16 protein-coding genes and 1 pseudogene are annotated in these 20,472 nt (G+C 54.2%); 8 read left to right on the top strand and 9 right to left on the bottom strand.

Annotation, left to right across the window (positions count from 1 at the left end; genetic code table 11):
• Positions 1–15: 15 nt before the first annotated feature.
• The gene (gene macA / locus DK872_RS02770) at positions 16–1,131 is read left to right on the top strand and encodes a macrolide transporter subunit MacA (protein ID WP_079518175.1); all 1,116 of its coding nucleotides are present in this window, start codon (positions 16–18) and stop codon (positions 1,129–1,131) included.
• The gene (gene macB / locus DK872_RS02765) at positions 1,128–3,074 is read left to right on the top strand and encodes a macrolide ABC transporter ATP-binding protein/permease MacB (protein WP_079518174.1); all 1,947 of its coding nucleotides are present in this window, start codon (positions 1,128–1,130) and stop codon (positions 3,072–3,074) included. Before macA ends, macB begins: the two co-directional genes overlap by 4 nt.
• Before the next feature lie 64 nt (positions 3,075–3,138).
• On the opposite strand, the gene cspD is transcribed toward macB, so the two are convergent.
• Entirely contained in the window at positions 3,139–3,360 is a 222-nt protein-coding gene (gene cspD, locus DK872_RS02760; protein ID WP_007374119.1) for a cold shock-like protein CspD, read from the bottom strand.
• A gap of 328 nt (positions 3,361–3,688) precedes the next feature.
• On the opposite strand from cspD, the gene clpS reads away from it, so the two are divergent.
• A complete protein-coding gene (gene clpS, locus DK872_RS02755; RefSeq protein ID WP_007374120.1) occupies positions 3,689–4,009 on the top strand; it encodes an ATP-dependent Clp protease adapter ClpS in 321 nt (106 codons plus the stop codon).
• Positions 4,010–4,040: 31 nt separating this feature from the next.
• Positions 4,041–6,329 carry an ATP-dependent Clp protease ATP-binding subunit ClpA gene (clpA, locus tag DK872_RS02750; RefSeq protein ID WP_035885867.1) on the top strand — a complete coding sequence of 763 codons (2,289 nt, stop codon included), beginning with the start codon at positions 4,041–4,043 and terminating at the stop codon, positions 6,327–6,329.
• Positions 6,330–6,450: 121 nt separating this feature from the next.
• On the opposite strand, the gene DK872_RS02745 is transcribed toward clpA, so the two are convergent.
• The 8 genes and pseudogenes from DK872_RS02745 to trxB all read right to left on the bottom strand — a co-directional run bounded on the left by DK872_RS02745 (position 6,451) and on the right by trxB (position 13,386).
• Positions 6,451–6,915: an RES family NAD+ phosphorylase gene (locus tag DK872_RS02745; RefSeq protein WP_035885866.1), complete on the bottom strand. Its 465-nt coding sequence runs from the start codon at positions 6,913–6,915 to the stop codon at positions 6,451–6,453.
• Positions 6,912–7,355, bottom strand: a complete 444-nt coding sequence (locus DK872_RS02740) for an antitoxin Xre/MbcA/ParS toxin-binding domain-containing protein (protein WP_007374123.1) — start codon at positions 7,353–7,355, stop codon at positions 6,912–6,914. The genes DK872_RS02745 and DK872_RS02740 overlap by 4 nt, the downstream gene beginning before the upstream one ends.
• A gap of 148 nt (positions 7,356–7,503) precedes the next feature.
• Complete coding sequence (gene infA, locus DK872_RS02735) at positions 7,504–7,722, bottom strand: translation initiation factor IF-1 (protein WP_001040187.1); 219 nt, start codon at positions 7,720–7,722, stop codon at positions 7,504–7,506.
• Positions 7,650–7,822: pseudogene (locus tag DK872_RS27465) on the bottom strand (hypothetical protein); the annotation flags it as partial. The gene infA and the pseudogene DK872_RS27465, both read right to left, overlap by 73 nt.
• A 184-nt stretch (positions 7,823–8,006) precedes the next feature.
• Positions 8,007–8,711 (bottom strand): leucyl/phenylalanyl-tRNA--protein transferase, encoded by a 705-nt coding sequence (gene aat / locus DK872_RS02730; RefSeq protein WP_035885865.1) that lies wholly within the window; start codon positions 8,709–8,711, stop codon positions 8,007–8,009.
• 105 nt (positions 8,712–8,816) lie between these two features.
• A complete protein-coding gene (gene cydC / locus DK872_RS02725) occupies positions 8,817–10,538 on the bottom strand; it encodes a cysteine/glutathione ABC transporter ATP-binding protein/permease CydC (protein ID WP_035885864.1) in 1,722 nt (573 codons plus the stop codon).
• Positions 10,539–12,305, bottom strand: coding sequence for a cysteine/glutathione ABC transporter permease/ATP-binding protein CydD (gene cydD, locus DK872_RS02720; RefSeq protein ID WP_035885863.1), 1,767 nt, complete (start codon positions 12,303–12,305; stop codon positions 10,539–10,541).
• A gap of 115 nt (positions 12,306–12,420) precedes the next feature.
• Entirely contained in the window at positions 12,421–13,386 is a 966-nt protein-coding gene (gene trxB, locus DK872_RS02715; RefSeq protein WP_007374127.1) for a thioredoxin-disulfide reductase, read from the bottom strand.
• A 524-nt stretch (positions 13,387–13,910) separates the two neighbouring features.
• Here trxB and lrp point away from each other — a divergent pair.
• The 4 genes from lrp (at position 13,911) to rarA (ending at position 20,395) form a co-directional block, all read left to right on the top strand.
• Positions 13,911–14,405 (top strand): leucine-responsive transcriptional regulator Lrp, encoded by a 495-nt coding sequence (gene lrp, locus DK872_RS02710; RefSeq protein ID WP_000228469.1) that lies wholly within the window; start codon positions 13,911–13,913, stop codon positions 14,403–14,405.
• 120 nt (positions 14,406–14,525) lie between these two features.
• A complete protein-coding gene (locus DK872_RS02705; protein ID WP_161518009.1) occupies positions 14,526–18,311 on the top strand; it encodes a DNA translocase FtsK 4TM domain-containing protein in 3,786 nt (1,261 codons plus the stop codon).
• Positions 18,312–18,430: 119 nt separating this feature from the next.
• On the top strand, positions 18,431–19,042 hold the full coding sequence (gene lolA / locus DK872_RS02700) for an outer membrane lipoprotein chaperone LolA (protein WP_007374129.1): 612 nt from the start codon (positions 18,431–18,433) through the stop codon (positions 19,040–19,042).
• Positions 19,043–19,051: 9 nt separating this feature from the next.
• Positions 19,052–20,395 (top strand): replication-associated recombination protein RarA, encoded by a 1,344-nt coding sequence (gene rarA / locus DK872_RS02695; RefSeq protein WP_071920558.1) that lies wholly within the window; start codon positions 19,052–19,054, stop codon positions 20,393–20,395.
• Positions 20,396–20,472 lie beyond the last annotated feature (77 nt).

Raw genomic sequence — 20,472 nt, 5'->3', positions numbered from 1 at the left:
TTATCCGGGATTTTTATGAAACTTAAGGGAAAACGCAGGACGGTATTTATCGTACTGGCGGTCGTCATTTTACTGGCCGTCTTTTGGCTGTGGGGAAAATTAAACGCGCCGGTGGTGCAGTATCAGACGCTGATTGTCCGCCCTGGCGAATTGCAACAGAGCGTACTGGCGACGGGCAAGCTTGATGCATTACGTAAAGTTGACGTTGGCGCACAGGTGAATGGCCAGTTAAAAACGCTGTTGGTCAATATTGGCGATAAAGTCAAAAAGGATCAGTTGCTCGGGGTTATCGATCCTGACCAGGCAGAAAACCAGATCAAAGAAGTGGATGCCACGCTGATGGAACTGCGCGCGCAACGCCGTCAGGCGCAGGCGGAACTGAAGCTGGCGCAGGTGACACTGGCGCGTCAGCAACAACTGGTGAAACGCAATCTTATCTCCCGCCAGGATCTGGATACCTCGGCCACCGATGTGGCAGTCAAAGAGGCGCAGATCGGCACTATTGATGCACAGATAAAGCGCAACCAGGCGACGCTGGATACCGCGAAAACCAATCTCGACTACACACGCATTCTGGCGCCGATGGCCGGTGAGGTGACGCAAATTACCACCTTGCAAGGGCAAACGGTGATTGCGGTGCAACAGGCGCCGAACATCCTGACGCTGGCCGACATGAGCACCATGCTGGTTAAAGCGCAGGTTTCAGAGGCGGATGTTATCCATCTGAAACCCGGACAAAAAGCGTGGTTCACCGTGCTGGGCGATCCCGGCACCCGCTATGAAGGGGTACTGAAAGATATTCTGCCGACGCCGGAGAAGGTCAATGACGCTATTTTCTATTACGCCCGTTTTGAAGTGCCGAACCCGCAGGGCATATTGCGCCTGGATATGACCGCGCAGGTGCATATTCAACTGAACGGCCTGAAAAATGTGCTGACCATTCCACTGGCGGCGCTGGGCGATCCGGTTGGTGATAATCGCTATAAAGTGAAAGTGCTGCGCAACGGTGAAACCCGCGAGCGCGAAGTGATGCTGGGTGCACGTAATGATACCGATGTAGTGGTGGTGAAAGGGCTGGATGCTGGTGAAGAAGTGGTGATCGGCGAGCTGAATCGCGGGGCCGCGCAATGACGGTACTGCTGGAGCTGAAGGATATTCGCCGCAGTTATCCTTCTGGTGACGAGCAGGTGGAGGTGCTGAAGGGCATTACTCTCAGTATCAATGCCGGTGAAATGGTGGCGATTGTCGGGGCTTCGGGTTCCGGTAAATCGACGCTGATGAACATACTCGGCTGTCTGGATAAACCCTCCAGCGGTACATATCGCGTTGCCGGAACGGATGTCTCCACGCTTGGCGGCGATGCGCTGGCGCAACTGCGGCGTGAACATTTTGGTTTTATCTTCCAGCGTTATCATCTGCTTTCGCATCTGACGGCCGCGCAGAACGTTGAAGTGCCTGCGGTATACGCCGGAAGCGATCGTAAAGCGCGGCTGATACGCGCCAGAGAGTTACTGACGCGCCTTGGCCTGGGCGAGCGGACGGATTATCAGCCTTCTCAGCTTTCTGGCGGCCAGCAGCAGCGCGTCAGCATCGCCCGGGCGTTGATGAACGGAGGGCAGGTCATTCTGGCCGATGAACCCACCGGTGCGCTGGATAGCCACTCAGGCGAAGAGGTGATGGCGATCCTTCATCAACTGCGCGATCGTGGGCATACGGTGATTATCGTCACCCACGATCCGCAAGTGGCAGCACAGGCTGAGCGAGTGATTGAAATTCGCGATGGCGAACTTATCAGCAATCCTCCGGCCCGTGAACGAGCGGTAACAGCGGGTAACCGCGATGCCGTGTCTGTGCAGGCGGGTGGCTGGCGGCAGTTTATCAGCCGTTTTCATGAAGCGCTGACTATGGCCTGGCGCGCAATGGCGGCGAATAAGATGCGCACGCTGTTGACCATGCTCGGCATTATTATCGGTATCGCCTCCGTGGTCTCGATTGTGGTAGTGGGCGATGCGGCGAAGCAGCTCGTGCTGGCGGATATCCGTTCGATCGGCACCAACACCATTGATGTCTATCCCGGTAAGGATTTTGGCGATGACGAGCCGCAATACCAGCAGGCGCTGAAATATGACGATCTGCTGGCGATCCAGAAACAGCCGTGGGTGCGATCGGCGACACCGTCGGTTTCGCAAAACCTGCGTCTGCGCAATGACAATATTGATGTCGCGGCCAGCGCAAATGGTGTGAGCGGGCAGTACTTTAATGTTTATGGCATGACCTTCAGCGAAGGCGCGTCGTTCAATGCCGAGCAGGAGAAGGGACGGGCGCAGGTGGTGGTGCTCGACAGCAATACCCGCCGCCAGCTCTTTCCCAATAAAGTCAGCGTGGTGGGTGAGGTTATCCTGGTCGGCAATATGCCGGCAACGGTGATTGGCGTGGCGGAAGAGAAGCAATCCATGTTCGGTAGCAGCAAAATCCTGCGCGTCTGGCTGCCCTACACGACCATCTCCGGGCGTATTATGGGCCAGTCGTGGCTAAACTCTATTACCGTTCGGGTGAAAGATGGCTACAGCAGTGAGCAGGCTGAACAGCAGCTCACCCGATTGCTGAATTTGCGGCACGGAAAAAAAGATTTCTTCGTCTGGAATATGGACGGGGTATTGAAAACTGCGGAAAAGACCACACGTACTCTTCAATTGTTCCTGACGCTGGTGGCGGTGATTTCCCTGCTGGTTGGTGGCATCGGTGTGATGAATATCATGCTGGTCTCTGTGACCGAGCGAACCCGCGAGATCGGCATCAGGATGGCGGTGGGTGCCAGAGCGGGCGATGTGTTGTCGCAGTTTCTGATTGAGGCGGTGTTTGTTTGCCTGGTCGGTGGTGCGCTCGGCGTAACGCTTTCGATGTTGATCGCGTTTACGTTGCAGCTCTTTTTACCAGGCTGGGAAATTGGTTTTTCACCGGTTGCGTTGATTACTGCCTTTTTGTGTTCAACGTTTACCGGGGTGCTGTTTGGCTGGTTGCCGGCACGCAATGCGGCGCGCCTGGACCCGGTGGATGCGTTGGCTCGCGAGTAATAAAAATGCCAGCCGATTGGGCTGGCATTTTAACTGCGGCATGTACACAATGAGGTTGCTGGCGTCAGGCCATGGCTTCCACTTCGACGGGCACGATAACGCTGGCGTGATTGCCTTTAGGGCCCTGGTGTACATCAAACCGGACTGTCTGTCCGGCTTTTAACGTTCTGTAACCATCCATCTGAATGGTGGAGTAATGCGCGAAGATATCTTCGCCGCCGCCTTCAGGGCAAATAAAACCAAACCCTTTGGCATTGTTGAACCACTTAACAGTACCCGTTTCCATGCTTCGACATCCTTCGTAAATCTTATTTAAGTAAGATGGAATGAACCGGTGGCAGAGCGAGTGGGCTGTTCAAAACCTCACCAACTCTCGACTGTACAATTTAGATAAATCGTATAATGCGTCAAGCGTTTGGCAGGGGTTCTGGGAGGCGGCGCATCAAAATTTTGAAGCAGTTAACGCTATGACAACAGAATGTGACAGCCGTCGCGGATGGCAACGATAGATGATTGTTATCTGACATCTGATGTAGATTAAAAATACATCTAGACTCATGTAATCGGCCGATTAAAGACCGCCGGAACCTGTAACCTAAGATGAAGCGCTAACGATGGGTAAGAGTAATAGCTGGCTCGATTTCGACCAATTGGCGGAAGAAAAATTGCGCGATGCGCTAAAACCGCCATCCATGTATAAAGTCATGTTAATGAACGATGATTACACGCCGATGGAATTTGTTATTGACGTGCTACAAAAGTTCTTTTCTTATGATGTAGAACGTGCAACGCAACTGATGCTTACAGTTCACTATCACGGCAAGGCTATCTGCGGTGTTTTCACCGCCGAAGTTGCAGAGACTAAGGTCTCGATGGTGAACAAGTATGCGAGGGAGAACGAGCATCCGTTGCTGTGTACGCTGGAAAGAGCCTGAATGCAGGCATGAAACTTGGGGGAGGTGCCCTATGCTCAATCAAGAACTGGAACTCAGTTTAAATATGGCTTTCGCCAGAGCGCGCGAGCACCGACATGAGTTTATGACCGTCGAGCACTTGTTACTGGCATTGCTCAGTAACCCCTCGGCCCGCGAAGCGCTTGAAGCGTGTTCCGTGGACCTGGTGGCGCTGCGGCAGGAACTCGAAGCCTTCATCGAACAAACCACACCCGTTCTACCTATGAGCGAAGAGGAGCGCGACACGCAGCCGACGCTCAGCTTCCAGCGTGTTTTGCAGCGCGCGGTGTTTCATGTTCAGTCCTCTGGTCGTAGTGAAGTCTCCGGGGCGAATGTGCTGGTTGCCATTTTTAGCGAGCAGGAGTCGCAAGCGGCTTATCTGTTGCGCAAACATGAAGTGAGCCGCCTCGACGTGGTGAACTTTATTTCTCACGGTACGCGTAAAGACGAACCGGGACCGTCATCGGATGCAGGTAGCAGCAGTAGCAGCCAGGTGAACAGCGAAGAGCAAGCAGGCGGGGAGGAACGTATGGAAAACTTCACCACCAACCTTAATCAGCTTGCTCGTGTTGGTGGCATCGACCCGCTGATTGGCCGCAGCAAAGAGCTTGAGCGCGCGGTGCAGGTGCTGTGTCGCCGCCGTAAAAACAACCCTCTGCTGGTTGGGGAGTCCGGGGTCGGTAAAACGGCGATTGCCGAAGGCCTTGCCTGGCGGATTGTGCAGGGTGACGTGCCGGAAATTATGGCCGACTGCACTATCTATTCACTGGATATCGGTTCGCTGCTGGCGGGTACCAAATACCGCGGTGATTTTGAAAAACGTTTCAAAGCGCTGCTGAAACAGCTTGAGCAGGACAACAACAGCATTCTGTTTATCGATGAGATCCACACCATCATCGGTGCAGGCGCTGCGTCCGGCGGGCAGGTCGATGCTGCTAACCTGATTAAGCCGCTGCTTTCCAGCGGTAAAATCCGTGTGATGGGATCGACTACCTATCAGGAATTCAGCAACATTTTCGAAAAAGATCGCGCCCTGGCGCGCCGCTTCCAGAAAATTGATATTACTGAACCGTCCGTTGAGGAAACGGTGCAGATTATCAACGGTCTGAAGCCGAAGTATGAAGCGCATCACGATGTACGTTACACGGCGAAAGCGGTGCGTGCAGCGGTGGAACTGGCGGTGAAATACATCAACGACCGTCATTTGCCGGATAAAGCGATTGACGTGATCGATGAAGCGGGCGCGCGTGCGCGTCTGATGCCGGTGAGCAAGCGTAAGAAAACCATCAACGTGGCGGATATCGAATCGGTTGTTGCGCGCATCGCGCGTATTCCTGAGAAAAGCGTTTCTCAGAGTGACCGCGACACGCTGAAAAATCTCGGCGATCGCCTGAAAATGCTGGTGTTTGGCCAGGATAAAGCCATTGAGGCATTAACCGAAGCCATTAAAATGAGCCGCGCAGGGCTGGGTCAGGACCATAAACCGGTCGGCTCCTTCCTGTTTGCTGGTCCAACCGGTGTGGGTAAAACCGAGGTGACCGTACAGTTGTCGAAAGCGCTGGGTATTGAGTTGCTGCGCTTCGATATGTCCGAGTATATGGAGCGTCACACCGTCAGCCGTTTGATTGGTGCGCCTCCGGGATATGTCGGCTTCGATCAGGGCGGCCTGCTGACTGATGCGGTGATCAAACATCCGCACGCGGTGCTGTTGCTCGATGAAATCGAAAAAGCGCACCCGGATGTCTTTAACCTGCTGTTGCAGGTGATGGATAACGGTACGCTGACCGATAACAACGGGCGCAAAGCAGATTTCCGCAACGTGGTGCTGGTAATGACCACCAACGCCGGGGTGCGTGAAACCGAGCGTAAATCCATTGGTCTTATCCACCAGGATAACAGCACCGATGCGATGGAAGAGATCAAAAAGATCTTTACGCCGGAATTCCGCAACCGTCTGGACAACATTATCTGGTTCGATCACTTGTCTACCGAGGTGATCCATCAGGTGGTCGACAAATTTATCGTCGAACTCCAGGTGCAGCTGGATCAGAAAGGCGTGTCACTGGAAGTCAGTCAGGAAGCCCGCAACTGGCTGGCCGAGAAAGGCTATGACCGTGCAATGGGGGCTCGCCCGATGGCGCGTGTTATCCAGGACAACCTGAAAAAACCGCTGGCCAACGAACTGCTGTTCGGCTCGCTGGTTGACGGTGGTCAGGTAACCGTGACGCTGAATCAGGAAAAAGATGTGCTGGAGTATGACTTCCAGAGTGCCCAGAAGCACAGACCGGAAACCGCCCACTAATCTCTGTCATTAACTCACAAAAACCGGGTCACTGAACCCGGTTTTTTTATGCCTGCGATTTGCCTGCTGGTGGCTGGATCAGATAAGTGTGTTATCCAGTAAAGCAGGTTCCCGCCAGCGATCAGGATGAAGCCAGACGCGCATCAAACGAAAAAGGAAGCTCTTTTACTGATTTGAGTAACTTGCTGAATCCAGCGTGCTGTGGATTGAGGATGGCATTGTTTTCCAGAGGAATGACGCAGGAAGGAACTACCAGCGCGACGGCGCTATTGGCTTCCAGCCAGGCGGTTCCCAGATCCATCGTTGAAAGCGGAGCCGGGTTTTCCTGCCAGTCCGGCGGCAGCCACTGTTTATCCAGATATTCAATCTCTTTATCGGGAATGTCGATACTGAACAGGCCGTACTGGCTAAGGATCGTGTCGCTGTGTACATGCACCAGCATTTCCAGCGCGGCGAGGGAAACGGATGAGGCAACATAAACCGCCGGGTGACCTTTGTGATTCCATCTGCCGCCATATTGATTCGCACCGCTGCCGGTCCAGGCTTCGCTGGCGTAGCGGCGCGACACAAGGCGATAAAAAATCACGCAAATACTCCGTGCTCCAGGCGGCCAATCAGATCGGTGACTTCCAGTGCGCCACTTTCAGTTGCAATCAGGGAGATAGGAGCAACGTTACCGAGGCCGCGTACCGGCGCTTGTAGCCAGGCGTACGCCATTTTTTTATCACCAAAAAACTGAACGGCGGCGTCGATCACGCGAACCAAGCGGGCGATCCGCTCGCTCTCTTCCGGCGTTAAGGTGCGTCCCGCGCTCTTACGGCGGGCGACATTGCGCTCGTTAATACCAGTGACGCGCAGGATGTCGGAGCGGGACATCTCCGTCCACTCATGGATATTATCCAGAATGCTGACAGGCAAACCCTCATTCAACATCTGAACAAGTTTTATACCGCGGTTAGCGGGGAAACCGGCGAAACGCCAGAGCGCATTTTCAACCGGTTTTTGTTCCGGGCTCCAGGTTCTCATTTCCCCTCCTCTTTGCAGACATTTGTCATGGTTCAGTATAGACATTTGTCCTGAGTTGCGAAAGGAAAGAAGAACGCAGAAAAACAAAAGGCCGGGGTTTTACCCGGCCTTTAATATCAGGTGCACTTAGTTGTGCTGGCGGAAGATCTTAGCGGCTACGGAAGACAATGCGGCCTTTGCTCAGGTCGTACGGGGTCAGTTCCACAGTCACTTTATCGCCCGTCAGAATACGGATGTAGTTTTTACGCATTTTACCGGAGATATGCGCAGTGACCACGTGACCGTTTTCCAGTTCTACGCGGAACATCGTATTAGGTAACGTTTCAAGAACGGTACCCTGCATTTCAATATTGTCTTCTTTGGCCATCTAATCCTCGGGGGTATCACTACCATAATTTTTGAACCGGCAAGATAATGCCGAAGTTCGTGTGTTAAGTAAAGATTTGTGCTGATAAAACGCAGCAAAACGACTTTTGCCAGTTACCCTCACGCCACAGCCAGGACGCGCTAAATGCGCAACCGTAAAGGGGAGCGATGGAATAAAACGAAGGGCATCCCTGATACGAACGACTCCCGGATGGGGCGGGGCAACAGGCAAAAGCTGCTTTGAGCGTCCATTATAACACCCTGATAAAAAATGTGCCGAAAACATTATTCAGGAGATAAAAACAGCGTTCGCGGCACCCAAAAATGTGAAGGCAAAGGGACAGCACGCAATTCGGCAAGCTGGAGTAAATAATCTCTGCGCGGTATTTCTACTGCGCCCAGCGATGCGGTGTGATTATTCAGCACCTGGCAATCAATCAATTTGCCGCCCTGGCGGAGAAACTCGTCGCAGAAAACAAGCAGCGCCGTTTTCGAGGCGTTAATGCGGCGGCTAAACATCGACTCGCCGCAAAACAGCAAGCCCTGCGCCACGCCGTACATTCCGCCGACCAGTTCGTCGCCTTCCCACACTTCAATTGAGTGTGCATGGCCAAGCTCGTGCAGGCGATGGTAGGCCATCACTATATCGGGCGTAATCCAGGTACCTTCGTCGCGATCCTGCGCGCAACCGTCAATCACTTTGCCAAAGGCATGATTGAGGGTAACTCGGTAGGGAGAAGATTTATGAAAGCGTTTCATGCTGCGGCTGATATGAAACGTCTGCGGCCACAGTACGGCGCGCGGATCGGGCGACCACCAGAGAATCGGATCGCCGGGAGAAAACCAGGGGAAAATGCCGCGCTGATAGGCCATCAGCAACCGGGCCGGGCTTAAATCTCCGCCCAGCGCCAGCAGACCATTAGGTTCGCGTAGCGCCGCTTCAGGCGAAGGAAAAGCGATAGAGTGACGAGAAAGCTGAACCAGGCGCATGACAACAACGCTCCACAACGCGACAAGGGACCCCTTTTAATATCGTCATTTTGCCATTTCACTTTAATCGCGCTGCGGCAGAAGCGGCAAAATGACGAATATCAACTACAGACGCTGCTTAAACTGGTAATACCGACCCTGTTTCGCCATTAACGCTGCGTGATTACCTTGCTCAATTATTTGTCCGTTGTCCATCACAATTATGCGATCAAAAAACGCCAGCCCGCGCAGACGATGCGTGACCATTAACAGCGTTTTGTCTTTCATCACTTCACGAAGTAATTCAAGCACCTGGCTTTCTGTTTCAGCGTCCAGCCCTTCGGTTGGTTCATCCAGTAAGACCAGCGGAGCGTCATGCAACAGCGCGCGGGCAATTGCCAGGCGGCGCAATTCACCGCCGGAAAGCTGGCGACCACCTTCACCTAACCACGCGTTCAAACCGCCATCATCGAGCAGTTTTTCCAGCCCGACGCGCGTCAGCATCGCGCTCAACATTTCATCGCTGGCCTGCGGCGCCGCAAGCAACAAGTTATCTCGCAGCGTAGCGCTAAACAGATGTACGCGCTGTGGAACCATGCTAATGAGTGAACGCAGCGTTGCTTCGGCAATCTCGCTCAGCGGCCGATCGTTCAGCCGAATTTCGCCCTGCTGAGGATCCCAGGCGCGCGTAAGCAGTTGTAGCAGCGTTGATTTGCCGCAGCCGGTACGGCCCAGAATGGCGACATGTTCACCCGCGGCTATCGACAATGCGATATTCTCCAGCGCACGCTGCGGCTGCCCGGGATAGCTAAAAGCCAGATCCTTAAATTGCACCGCAACATGCTCTGATACAGGCATACTGGATTGCGGGAAAGTCACATATGGCGGGCAGTCGGTGATTTGCGTAATGCGGGTGGCGGAAGCGATCACCTGGCCAAGGTGCTGGAAAGCGCCAGTAACCGGCGCCAGCGCTTCAAACGCCGCCAGCGCACAGAAGACGAACAGCGCGATTAATGCGCCTGGCTGCGTATTGCCGCCAACATCGCCGGAAGCAAACCATAGCATGACGATGACCGCTACGCCGCTAATCAGCAACATCAGCGCCTGCGAAACGGCACTCAGGTCAGACTGACGGCGCTGGGCGTCGTGCCAGTTTAACTCTGTATTCTCCAGTTGTTCACGGTAGCGCTGGCTGGCACCAAAAATGGTCAGTTCCGCCTGGCCCTGTAACCAACTGGTTAATTGCTGACGATACTGGCCGCGCAGAGCTGTCAGGTTCTCGCCGGTTGGTTTTCCCGCCCGGTAAAAGAGTGGCGGCAATGTAAGCAGCGTTGCCAGCATGATACCGCCGAGCATCAGCGCCAGAGAGACATCCAGAACGCTTAAACCGACCATCACCACAATGATGACCACCAGTGCGCCGACCAGCGGAGAGATGACGCGCAAATAAAGATGGTCGAGTGTATCGACATCGGCTACCACCCGGTTCAGCAATTCCCCCTGGCGAAAACGCGCCAGCCCGGCAGGGGAGAGGGGTAACAGTTTGCTGAAAGTGGCGACGCGCAAATGTTCCAGTACGCGGAAAGTGGCCTCATGGCTGACCAGACGCTCAAAATAACGTCCGGCGGTACGGGTAATAGCCGCGCCACGAACCCCGGCCGCAGGCAGCATATAGTTAAAACTGTAAAGCCCGGCAACGCCAACGACCGCAGAGGCCGACAGGAACCACCCGGAGAGCGTTAACAGCCCGATACTGGCCAGTAGAGTGATAATCGCGAGGATCACGCCCAGCAGCAACATCCATTTGTGGCGTTTATACAGCGCGAGATAAGGTAACAAAGCACGCATTTAAATCTCCTCCTGGCGATGGGCGAGAAGGTCGGCAAACGTTCCCTGCGCCGTTGAAAGTTCCGCATAGCTGCCTTGCTCAATGATCTTGCCATCCTGCATCACCCAAATGGCATCCCATTCGTTCAGATTTTCCAGTTGGTGAGTAACCATCAACGTGGTTTGCTGGTGGGAAGATTCAGTCAACGCCTGCATAACCCGTTGCTCACTATGGGCATCCAGGCTGGCGGAAGGCTCATCCAGCAACAGTAATTTGCACGGTGAAAGTAGCGCACGGGCTACGGCGACACGCTGCGCCTGACCAACAGAGAGGCGTACGGCCTGGTCGCCAGGCTGCGTTTCCAGCCCTTCCGGCAACAGAGGTAAAAATTCGCTGACCCAGGCTTTATCCAGTGCCGTTTGCAGTTCAGCAGCGCTGGCATTTGGCCGCGCCAGCAGGACGTTTTCCCGTAACGTGGTTGCCGGAAGCTGTGGGTTTTGCCCCACCCAGCTTATCGCTTCACGCCAGCTATCCGGCTCAAGCGCGCTCAGCTCAATCCCATTTACGCGCAGTGAGCCCTCATAGGGCAAGAAACCAGAGAGAACATTAATCAGTGAGCTCTTACCGGAACCGCTTTTACCTACCACTACCACACGTTTTCCGGCGGCAAGAGTGAAGTTGAGCGGCCCGGCGAGTTCTGCGCCTTCGGCAGACTTTATTATCAAATTGCTTGCGGTGAGTGTGACAGGCTCATCGCTTGCTAACCGGGTTTCACCGCGTTGTGGCTGAGCCAGCGGTGCTTCCATAAACGTTTTTAGGCTGTCGGCAGCGCCGATAGCCTGCGCCTTGGCATGATAGAAGGTACCCAGATCGCGTAGCGGCTGGAAAAACTCCGGTGCCAGCACCAGAGCAAGGAAACCGGCGAACAGCGTAACGCCGGTGCCATAATGACCAAAATTCAGCTCGCCGAGATAAGAGAAGCCGAAGTAGACCGCGACCAGCGCAATCGATAGCGAAGCGAAAAACTCCAGCACGCCGGAAGATAAGAAGGCCAGACGCAATACTTCCATAGTCCGGCTACGGAAATCCTGAGATGCGCGACGGATACTCTCGGTTTCCGCTTCACCGCGACCAAAGATACGCAGCGTTTCCATACCTCGCAGGCGATCAAGAAAATGACCGCTCAAACGCGCCAGCGCTTTAAAGTTACGGCGGTTAGCATCGGCGGCCCCCATTCCAACCATCGCCATAAACAGCGGGATAAGGGGAGCTGTACCGAGCAAAATAAGCGCGGCGGCCCAATTGACGGGGAATAAAGTGAGAACTATTAACAGCGGCACGCTGGCCGCAAGGGCCATCTGCGGTAAATAGCGGGCATAGAAATCGTGCATATCGTCAATTTGTTCAAGTATCAGCGTTGCCCAGCTCCCGGTGGGTTTACCCTGAATCCAGGCCGGACCCGCCTGGTGCAGGCGATCCAGCACTTGTCGACGGATTTCAAAACGAATGTGCGCCCCGGCATGAAATCCCACCCGTTCACGCAGCCAGACAACCCAACTACGCAGGATGAAGATCAGCACCAGTAAAGTGAAGGGTAGCAGCAACGCCTCACGCGGAATATTTTCCATAATCATATGATTAAGGATGCGCGCCAGTATCCAGGCCTGCGCCACAATCAGTGCGCCGCTGACCACGCCGAGAAGGCGGGAAAGCATTAACCAGCGGCGGGAAATAATGCTTTGCTGTTTCAACCAGCGAGTGAGTTCTTGTTGACGGGTTTTATTCATTGCGCGCTTAGCAGGTGAAGTTATCGGAATTTTTAGCTTGCGCAATGTTACATCGGGGCAAAAATAAAGGCGACTTATAGTCGCCTTTTTTACCTTTGTTACTGACTTGTAAAGATTATTTACTTTCAGCCAGCCCATCGAGATAGCGTTCCGCATCCAGAGCCGCCATACAGCCCGTGCCCGCAGAAGTGATCGCCTGACGGTAGATATGATCCATAACATCACCAGCGGCAAAGACGCCCGGAACGCTGGTTTGCGTGGCGTTACCGTGAATACCGGACTGCACCTTGATGTAGCCATTTTCCAGCGCCAGTTGACCTTCGAAGATGCTGGTATTTGGGCTGTGGCCGATAGCCACAAACAGCCCCGCAACGTCCAGTGACTCCACGTTGTCTGCATTTTGCGTATCACGCAGACGCAGACCCGTGACGCCCATCTGATCGCCGGTGACTTCTTCCAGAGTGCGATGAGTATGCAGCACAATATTACCGCTCTCTACTTTATCCATCAGACGCTTAATGAGGATTTTTTCCGCACGGAAAGTATCGCGACGATGGATCAGATGCACTTCAGAGGCGATGTTGGCCAGATATAGGGCTTCTTCAACGGCAGTATTGCCGCCGCCAATCACCGCCACTTTCTGATTGCGGTAAAAGAAACCGTCGCAGGTTGCGCAGGCGGAAACGCCGCGACCTTTAAACGCTTCTTCCGAAGCCAGCCCCAGGTAACGCGCAGACGCGCCAGTCGCGATGATAAGCGCATCGCAAGTATATTCGCCGCTATCGCCAGTCAGGCGGAAAGGACGGTTTTGCAAATCAACGCTGTGGATGTGATCAAAAATGATTTCAGTATCAAATTTGGTGGCATGCTCATGCATGCGTTCCATCAGCAGCGGCCCGGTCAGATCGTGCGGGTCGCCCGGCCAGTTTTCCACTTCAGTGGTGGTGGTGAGCTGGCCGCCTTTTTCCATCCCGGTAATCAGCACTGGCTGCAGGTTTGCGCGTGCAGCATAGACCGCAGCGGTATAACCGGCAGGGCCTGAACCAAGGATGAGCAGCTTACTGTGTTTGGCCGTACCCATGAGATCCTCGTTGTTGTTTGGCAGACATTGAGCTGAATTGTAGGGAATTTAGCGTCGTAAAAAAAGGGCGCGCCAGTTTTGTTAACGATATGTGTAATAGAAATGACCGATGACGTGGGGGGATTTAGGCCAGAAATATAATAATTTCTACTGAAAATCGGCCTGTTATAAGGTGATAAAGTGAGGATTAGAGAGTGGTGTTGATGAATATCTGGCATGTTGTACTAAAAAAAGATGTTTTGCTTTGACAATCCCCTGCGCATTTGCGAAAACATCAAAGGAAGAAAAAAGCAGTGTTTCGCGCGTGATGCAAACTTACGCACGTAAATGCCATTTTTTTACCGGGCTAGTGAAATCTACGCATGGCGTGGACAGACGCCATTCGTGATATCGATAGCTGCCTTTGGCAACGGTCTTCTTAATATTGCCTCCGCAATGCCGTAACGCGACGGGCAAAGACTCTGAACAGTGAAGTGCACAGGGTCAAGACAGGAGTAGGGAAGGAATACAGAGAGACAATAATAATGGTAGATAGCAAGAAGCGCCCAGGCAAAGATCTCGACCGCATTGATCGTAATATTCTGAACGAACTGCAAAAAGATGGGCGTATTTCCAACGTCGAGCTTTCTAAACGAGTGGGACTTTCCCCGACGCCGTGCCTTGAGCGTGTGCGCAGGCTGGAAAGACAAGGATTTATTCAGGGCTATACCGCGCTGCTAAATCCGCATTATCTGGATGCATCACTTCTGGTATTTGTTGAGATTACTCTGAATCGTGGCGCGCCCGATGTGTTTGAACAATTCAACGCCGCTGTGCAAAAACTTGAAGAAATTCAAGAGTGTCATCTGGTTTCAGGCGACTTCGACTACCTGTTGAAGACGCGTGTACCGGATATGTCGGCCTACCGCAAACTGTTAGGGGAAACCCTGCTGCGTCTGCCGGGCGTGAACGACACCCGCACATATGTGGTGATGGAAGAAGTTAAACAGAGCAATCGTCTGGTAATTAAGACGCGCTAATACGGAACAGGTGCACAATCGCTGTTTTTTGATTACACTCCTGTTAATCCATACAGCAACAGTGCCGGGGAGACCCGGCGCTGTTGTCCGTTTTAGCATCAAGGACCTGGAGAGCCTGTCTTGAGCCAGGAATACACCGAAGACAAAGAAGTCACACTGACCAAGCTTAGCAGCGGGCGCCGACTCCTGGAGGCGTTGCTGATCCTCGTTTCACTTTCTGCCGTCTGGTTGATGGCAGCGCTCTTAAGTTTTAACCCGTCTGATCCTAGCTGGTCGCAAACGGCCTGGCATGAACCTATCCATAATCTGGGTGGTGTGCCCGGCGCATGGCTTGCCGATACGCTGTTTTTTATTTTTGGCGTTATGGCCTACACCATTCCGGTGATCATCATTGGCGGCTGCTGGTTTGCTTATCGTCACCGCGCCAGTGAAGATTACATCGATTACTTTGCCGTATCGCTGCGCATGATTGGTGCGCTGGCATTGATCCTGACCTCCTGCGGTCTGGCCGCGATTAATGCCGATGATATCTGGTATTTCGCCTCCGGCGGGGTGATTGGCAGTCTACTAAGTACTACGCTGCAACCTCTGTTGCGCAGCAGCGGTGGTACGCTTGCGCTGCTCTGCATTTGGGCCGCCGGGTTGACCCTATTTACCGGCTGGTCGTGGGTCACCATCGCCGAGAAAATCGGCAGTGTCATCCTTAATATTCTGACCTCCGCCAGTAATCGTACCCGCCGCGATGACACCTGGGTTGATGATGACGAGTACGAAGACGATGAAGAGTACGAAGAGGAAAAACCGCGAGAGTCGCGCCGTGCTCGTATTCTTCGTGGCGCGCTGGCACGCCGTAAGCGCGTGGCTGAAAAATTTGTCAACCCGATGGGGCGTAAAACCGACGAAGCGCTGTTCTCCGGTAAGCGGATGGACGATGAAGAAGATGAGATCGCATACAGCGCTCGCGGTATGCCGGCAGATGCTGATGACGTCCTGTTCTCCGGGCATCGCGCTACGGAAGCTGAGCAGGAGTACGATCCACTGCTGAACGGACACAGCGTCACTGAACCGGTAGTGGCAGCCGCAGCAGCGACAACCGCCACTGTGCAGGCCTATGCGGCACCTGCTGAACCTTACGTCCCCGCAATGCAGCAAGATGTTGAATGGCCGTATGCGCAGGCACCAGCAACTCAGGTACCACCGCAAGCGCCTTATCAGCCAGAGCAGTATGTCGAAGCTGCTCAGGAGGTCCAGTATCATTCTCCTCAGCATGCACTCCCCGAGTGGCTGCAACCTGCCGCAGAAGCTGTATGGATGCCGGATGCACCGGTAGCGCCACTGCCGCCGGAAGAAGAGGTTTATGCTCAGCAACTGCAGGAACCGTTGCCATGGCAAAGCGAACCGCAAATCGCACCGGCTCCGGAACCGATAATCACGCCTGAACCTGCACCGGTCGTTGAAGAAGTAAAACAGACTCGTCCGCCGCTTTACTACTTTGAAGAAGTGGAAGAGAAGCGTGCGCGTGAGCGTGAACAACTTGCCGCCTGGTATCAGCCAATCCCGGAGCCTGTTGTTGATGAACCCGCAGCAAAACCTGCTGTTTTCTCTGCGCCATCGGTTGCCGCGGTTGATCCATCCGTTGCTCCTGTCGCGGCTGGTGTACAACAAGCTACGGGCCATGTCAGCGCCGTAGCGGCAGCTGCAGCGCCTGTCTTTAGCCTGGCTGCTGGTGGCGCGCCGCGTCCGCAGGTTAAAGAGGGGATTGGTCCGCAGTTGCCCCGCCCGAACCGTGTTCGTGTTCCGACGCGCCGCGAGCTGGCGTCTTACGGTATCAAATTGCCTTCCCAGCGCATGGCCGAAGAGCGCGCCCGCGAGGAAGAAGTGCGTCAGCATGATGACGATGAAGCCGATATGCTGCAGCAGAACGAACTGGCACGCCAGTTTGCCGCAACACAGCAAGATCGCTATGGAAATCAATTCCAGCACGATGCGCCACAGTTTCATCCGCAGCATCCGGTAATGAGCGAGGAAGAAGCGGAAGAAGCTGAGCTGGCCCGCCAGTTCGCAGCCTCTCAGCAACAGCGTTATTCGGGAGAGCAGCCAGCAGGCGCTCCGGCCTTTATACCTGAGGATTTTGCGTTTTCACCAATGAAAACGCTGGTTGATGATCGTCCTCACGAACCGCTGTTTACGCCAGGCGTGATGCCAGAGCCGGAGCCGCCAGTACAGCAGCCGCAGCATTATCAACAACCGACGTCGCCGCACCAGCAGCCAGCACAGCCGCACTATCAGCCGCAGGTTCAACAGCCGATTCAGCAGCCTGTCGTGCCACAACAGCAACAACCGGTGCCGCAACCGCAGGAGAGTCTGATCCATCCTCTGCTGATGCGTAATGGCGACAGCCGACCGGTGCAGAAACCGACGACGCCGTTACCGTCACTGGATCTGCTGACGCAGCCGCCAGCGGAAGTCGAACCGGTTGATACCTTTGCGCTTGAGCAAATGGCGCGACTGGTCGAAGCGCGTCTGGCCGATTTCCGCATCAAAGCCGATGTGGTGAATTATTCGCCGGGGCCGGTAATTACCCGCTTTGAGCTGAATCTGGCACCGGGGGTGAAAGCCGCACGTATTTCCAACCTGTCCCGCGATCTGGCGCGTTCGCTTTCCACCGTTGCCGTGCGCGTGGTGGAAGTGATTCCCGGTAAGCCTTATGTTGGCCTGGAATTACCGAACAAGAAACGTCAGACCGTCTATCTGCGTGAAGTGCTGGACTGCGTGAAATTCAGGGAAAGCCCGTCGCCGCTGACCGTGGTGCTGGGTAAAGATATCGCTGGCGATCCGGTGATTGCCGATCTGGCGAAAATGCCGCACCTGCTGGTTGCCGGTACAACTGGCTCTGGTAAGTCGGTGGGCGTGAACGCCATGATCCTCAGCATGTTGTATAAAGCGACGCCGGAAGAGGTGCGCTTTATTATGATCGACCCGAAAATGCTCGAACTTTCGGTGTATGAAGGTATTCCGCATCTGCTGACCGAAGTGGTTACCGATATGAAAGACGCTGCCAATGCGTTGCGCTGGAGCGTCAACGAGATGGAGCGTCGCTATAAGTTAATGTCGGCGCTCGGCGTACGTAATCTGGCAGGCTACAACGAGAAAATTGCTGAAGCTGCCCGTATGGGGCGTCCGATCCCGGATCCGTACTGGAAACCGGGCGACAGTATGGATGCTCAGCATCCGGTGCTGGAAAAACTGCCGTATATCGTGGTGATGGTGGACGAATTTGCTGACCTGATGATGACCGTCGGCAAGAAAGTGGAAGAGCTGATTGCGCGCCTGGCGCAGAAAGCGCGTGCCGCAGGTATTCACCTGGTCCTGGCGACCCAGCGTCCGTCGGTTGACGTTATCACCGGTCTGATTAAAGCGAACATCCCGACGCGTATCGCCTTTACCGTATCGAGTAAGATTGATTCGCGTACCATCCTCGATCAGGGCGGTGCGGAATCTCTGCTTGGGATGGGCGATATGCTTTACTCCGGTCCAAACTCTACCTCCGCGCCGGTGCGTGTCCACGGGGCGTTCGTCCGTGACCAGGAAGTGCATGCTGTGGTGCAGGACTGGAAAGCGCGTGGTCGCCCGCAATATGTCGATGGCATTACGTCTGACAGCGAAAGTGAAGGTGGTGCAGGCGGAGGTTTTGACGGTGCGGAAGAGCTGGATCCGTTATTTGATCAGGCCGTTAACTTCGTGACCGAAAAACGCAAGGCATCTATTTCCGGCGTTCAGCGCCAGTTCCGCATTGGCTATAACCGTGCGGCGCGTATTATCGAGCAGATGGAAGCTCAGGGAATTGTCAGCGAACAGGGGCACAATGGTAACCGTGAGGTACTGGCGCCGCCGCCATTCGAGTGATTGCAATGCTGGGTAAATAAGTAAAAATTCAGTCTTTTCTTCTGTCTCTCTTTGTATTCGGTGCTTAGAGTGACAGAAGTATTCTCCCACGTCGGGAGTGACGTATTTGAGGAATAACGATGAAAAAAATCGCCGTGGCGTATGCGTTAATGGGCAGTTTGCTGGCCAGCAACGTATGGGCGGATGCTTCCAGCGACCTGAAAAGCCGTCTCGATAAAGTCAGCAGTTTCCATGCCAGTTTCACTCAAAAAGTGACGGATGGCAGCGGAGCTGCGGTACAGGAAGGTCAAGGGGATTTGTGGGTTAAGCGTCCGAATCTGTTCAACTGGCATATGACTCAGCCGGACGAAAGCGTGCTGGTTTCTGACGGGAAAACCCTGTGGTTCTACAACCCGTTTGTTGAACAGGCTACTGCGACCTGGCTGAAAGATGCCACCGGCAATACACCGTTTATGCTGATTGCCCGTAATCAGGCCAGTGACTGGCAGCAGTACAATATAGAGCAAAAGGGCGATGACTTTGTTCTGACCCCGAAAGGTAACAACGGTAATCTGAAGCAATTCACTATCAATGTTGGTCGCGATGGCACCATTCATCAGTTCAGTGCAATTGAACAGGACGATCAGCGCAGTAGCTATCAACTGAAATCACAGCAAAATGGCGCGGTCGATCCCGCTAAATTCACCTTTACCCCGCCGCAGGGCGTAACGGTTGACGATCAGCGTAAGTAAGAGGCGCGGATGAGCAATATGTCGCTCGATTTCTCCGACAATGCGTTTCAACCTCTGGCCGCCCGTATGCGGCCAGAAAATTTAGCTCAGTACATAGGTCAGCAGCACCTTCTGGCGGCGGGCAAACCTTTGCCGCGCGCCATTGAGGCAGGGCATCTGCACTCGATGATTCTCTGGGGACCGCCGGGTACGGGGAAAACGACGCTGGCGGAAGTGATTGCCCGTTATGCGAACGCGGATGTTGAGCGCATTTCTGCGGTGACGTCTGGCGTGAAAGAGATCCGGGAAGCCATCGAGCGCGCGCGGCAGAATCGCAATGCCGGGCGGCGTACCATTCTGTTTGTTGACGAAGTCCACCGCTTTAACAAAAGCCAGCAGGACGCGTTTTTACCGCATATTGAAGACGGTACTATCACTTTTATCGGCGCAACAACCGAAAATCCCTCTTTTGAACTCAACTCAGCGTTGCTCTCTCGTGCACGCGTTTACCTGCTGAAATCTCTCACGACTGAAGATATCGAACAGGTATTGACGCAGGCGATGGAAGACAAAGCCCGTGGCTATGGCGGTCAGGATATTGTACTGCCGGATGACACCCGACGGGCAATTGCTGAACTGGTTGGTGGTGATGCGCGACGCGCGCTCAACACGCTGGAGATGATGGCCGACATGGCGGAGCTGGATGATGCCGGCAAACGCGTGTTGAAACCAACCTTGTTGACCGAGATTGCTGGCGAACGCAGCGCGCGCTTTGATAACAAAGGCGACCGTTTTTACGATTTAATCTCCGCATTGCATAAATCGGTACGCGGCAGTGCGCCGGATGCGGCACTTTACTGGTATGCGCGCATTATCACTGCCGGAGGCGATCCGTTGTACGTGGCGCGTCGCTGTCTGGCGATTGCTTCGGAAGATGTCGGCAATGCCGATCCGCGCGCCATGCAGGTGGCCATTTCCGCCTGGGATTGTTTTACACGCGTTGGCCCGGCGGAGGGGGAGCGTGCAATCGCACAGGCAATTGTCTACCTGGCCTGCGCGCCGAAGAGTAACGCGGTGTATACAGCGTTTAAAGCGGCACTTGCAGACGCACGCGATCGTCCGGATTTCGATGTGCCTGTGCACCTGCGTAATGCACCAACAAAATTGATGAAAGAGATGGGGTACGGCCAGGAGTATCGTTATGCGCACGACGAACCCAATGCCTACGCCGCTGGCGAGGAGTATTTCCCGCAGGAATTAGCACAAACGCGCTATTATCACCCCACCAACAGAGGTCTTGAGGGCAAGATTGGCGAAAAGCTCGCCTGGCTAGCCGAACAGGATCATAAAAGCCCTATAAAACGCTATCGCTAGTGCGGGCGTTGCGGTAAGGTTACCGCTGTACATTATATCGATCGCAGGCAGCGATCGACTTCTTCTTTTTTACAATA

This window comes from Kosakonia sp. MH5, assembly GCF_009935945.1.
GTDB lineage: Bacteria > Pseudomonadota > Gammaproteobacteria > Enterobacterales > Enterobacteriaceae > Kosakonia > Kosakonia radicincitans.
The sequence above is the reverse complement of the archived record's forward strand: the minus strand, read 5'-3'. Positions and strand labels throughout refer to the sequence as shown.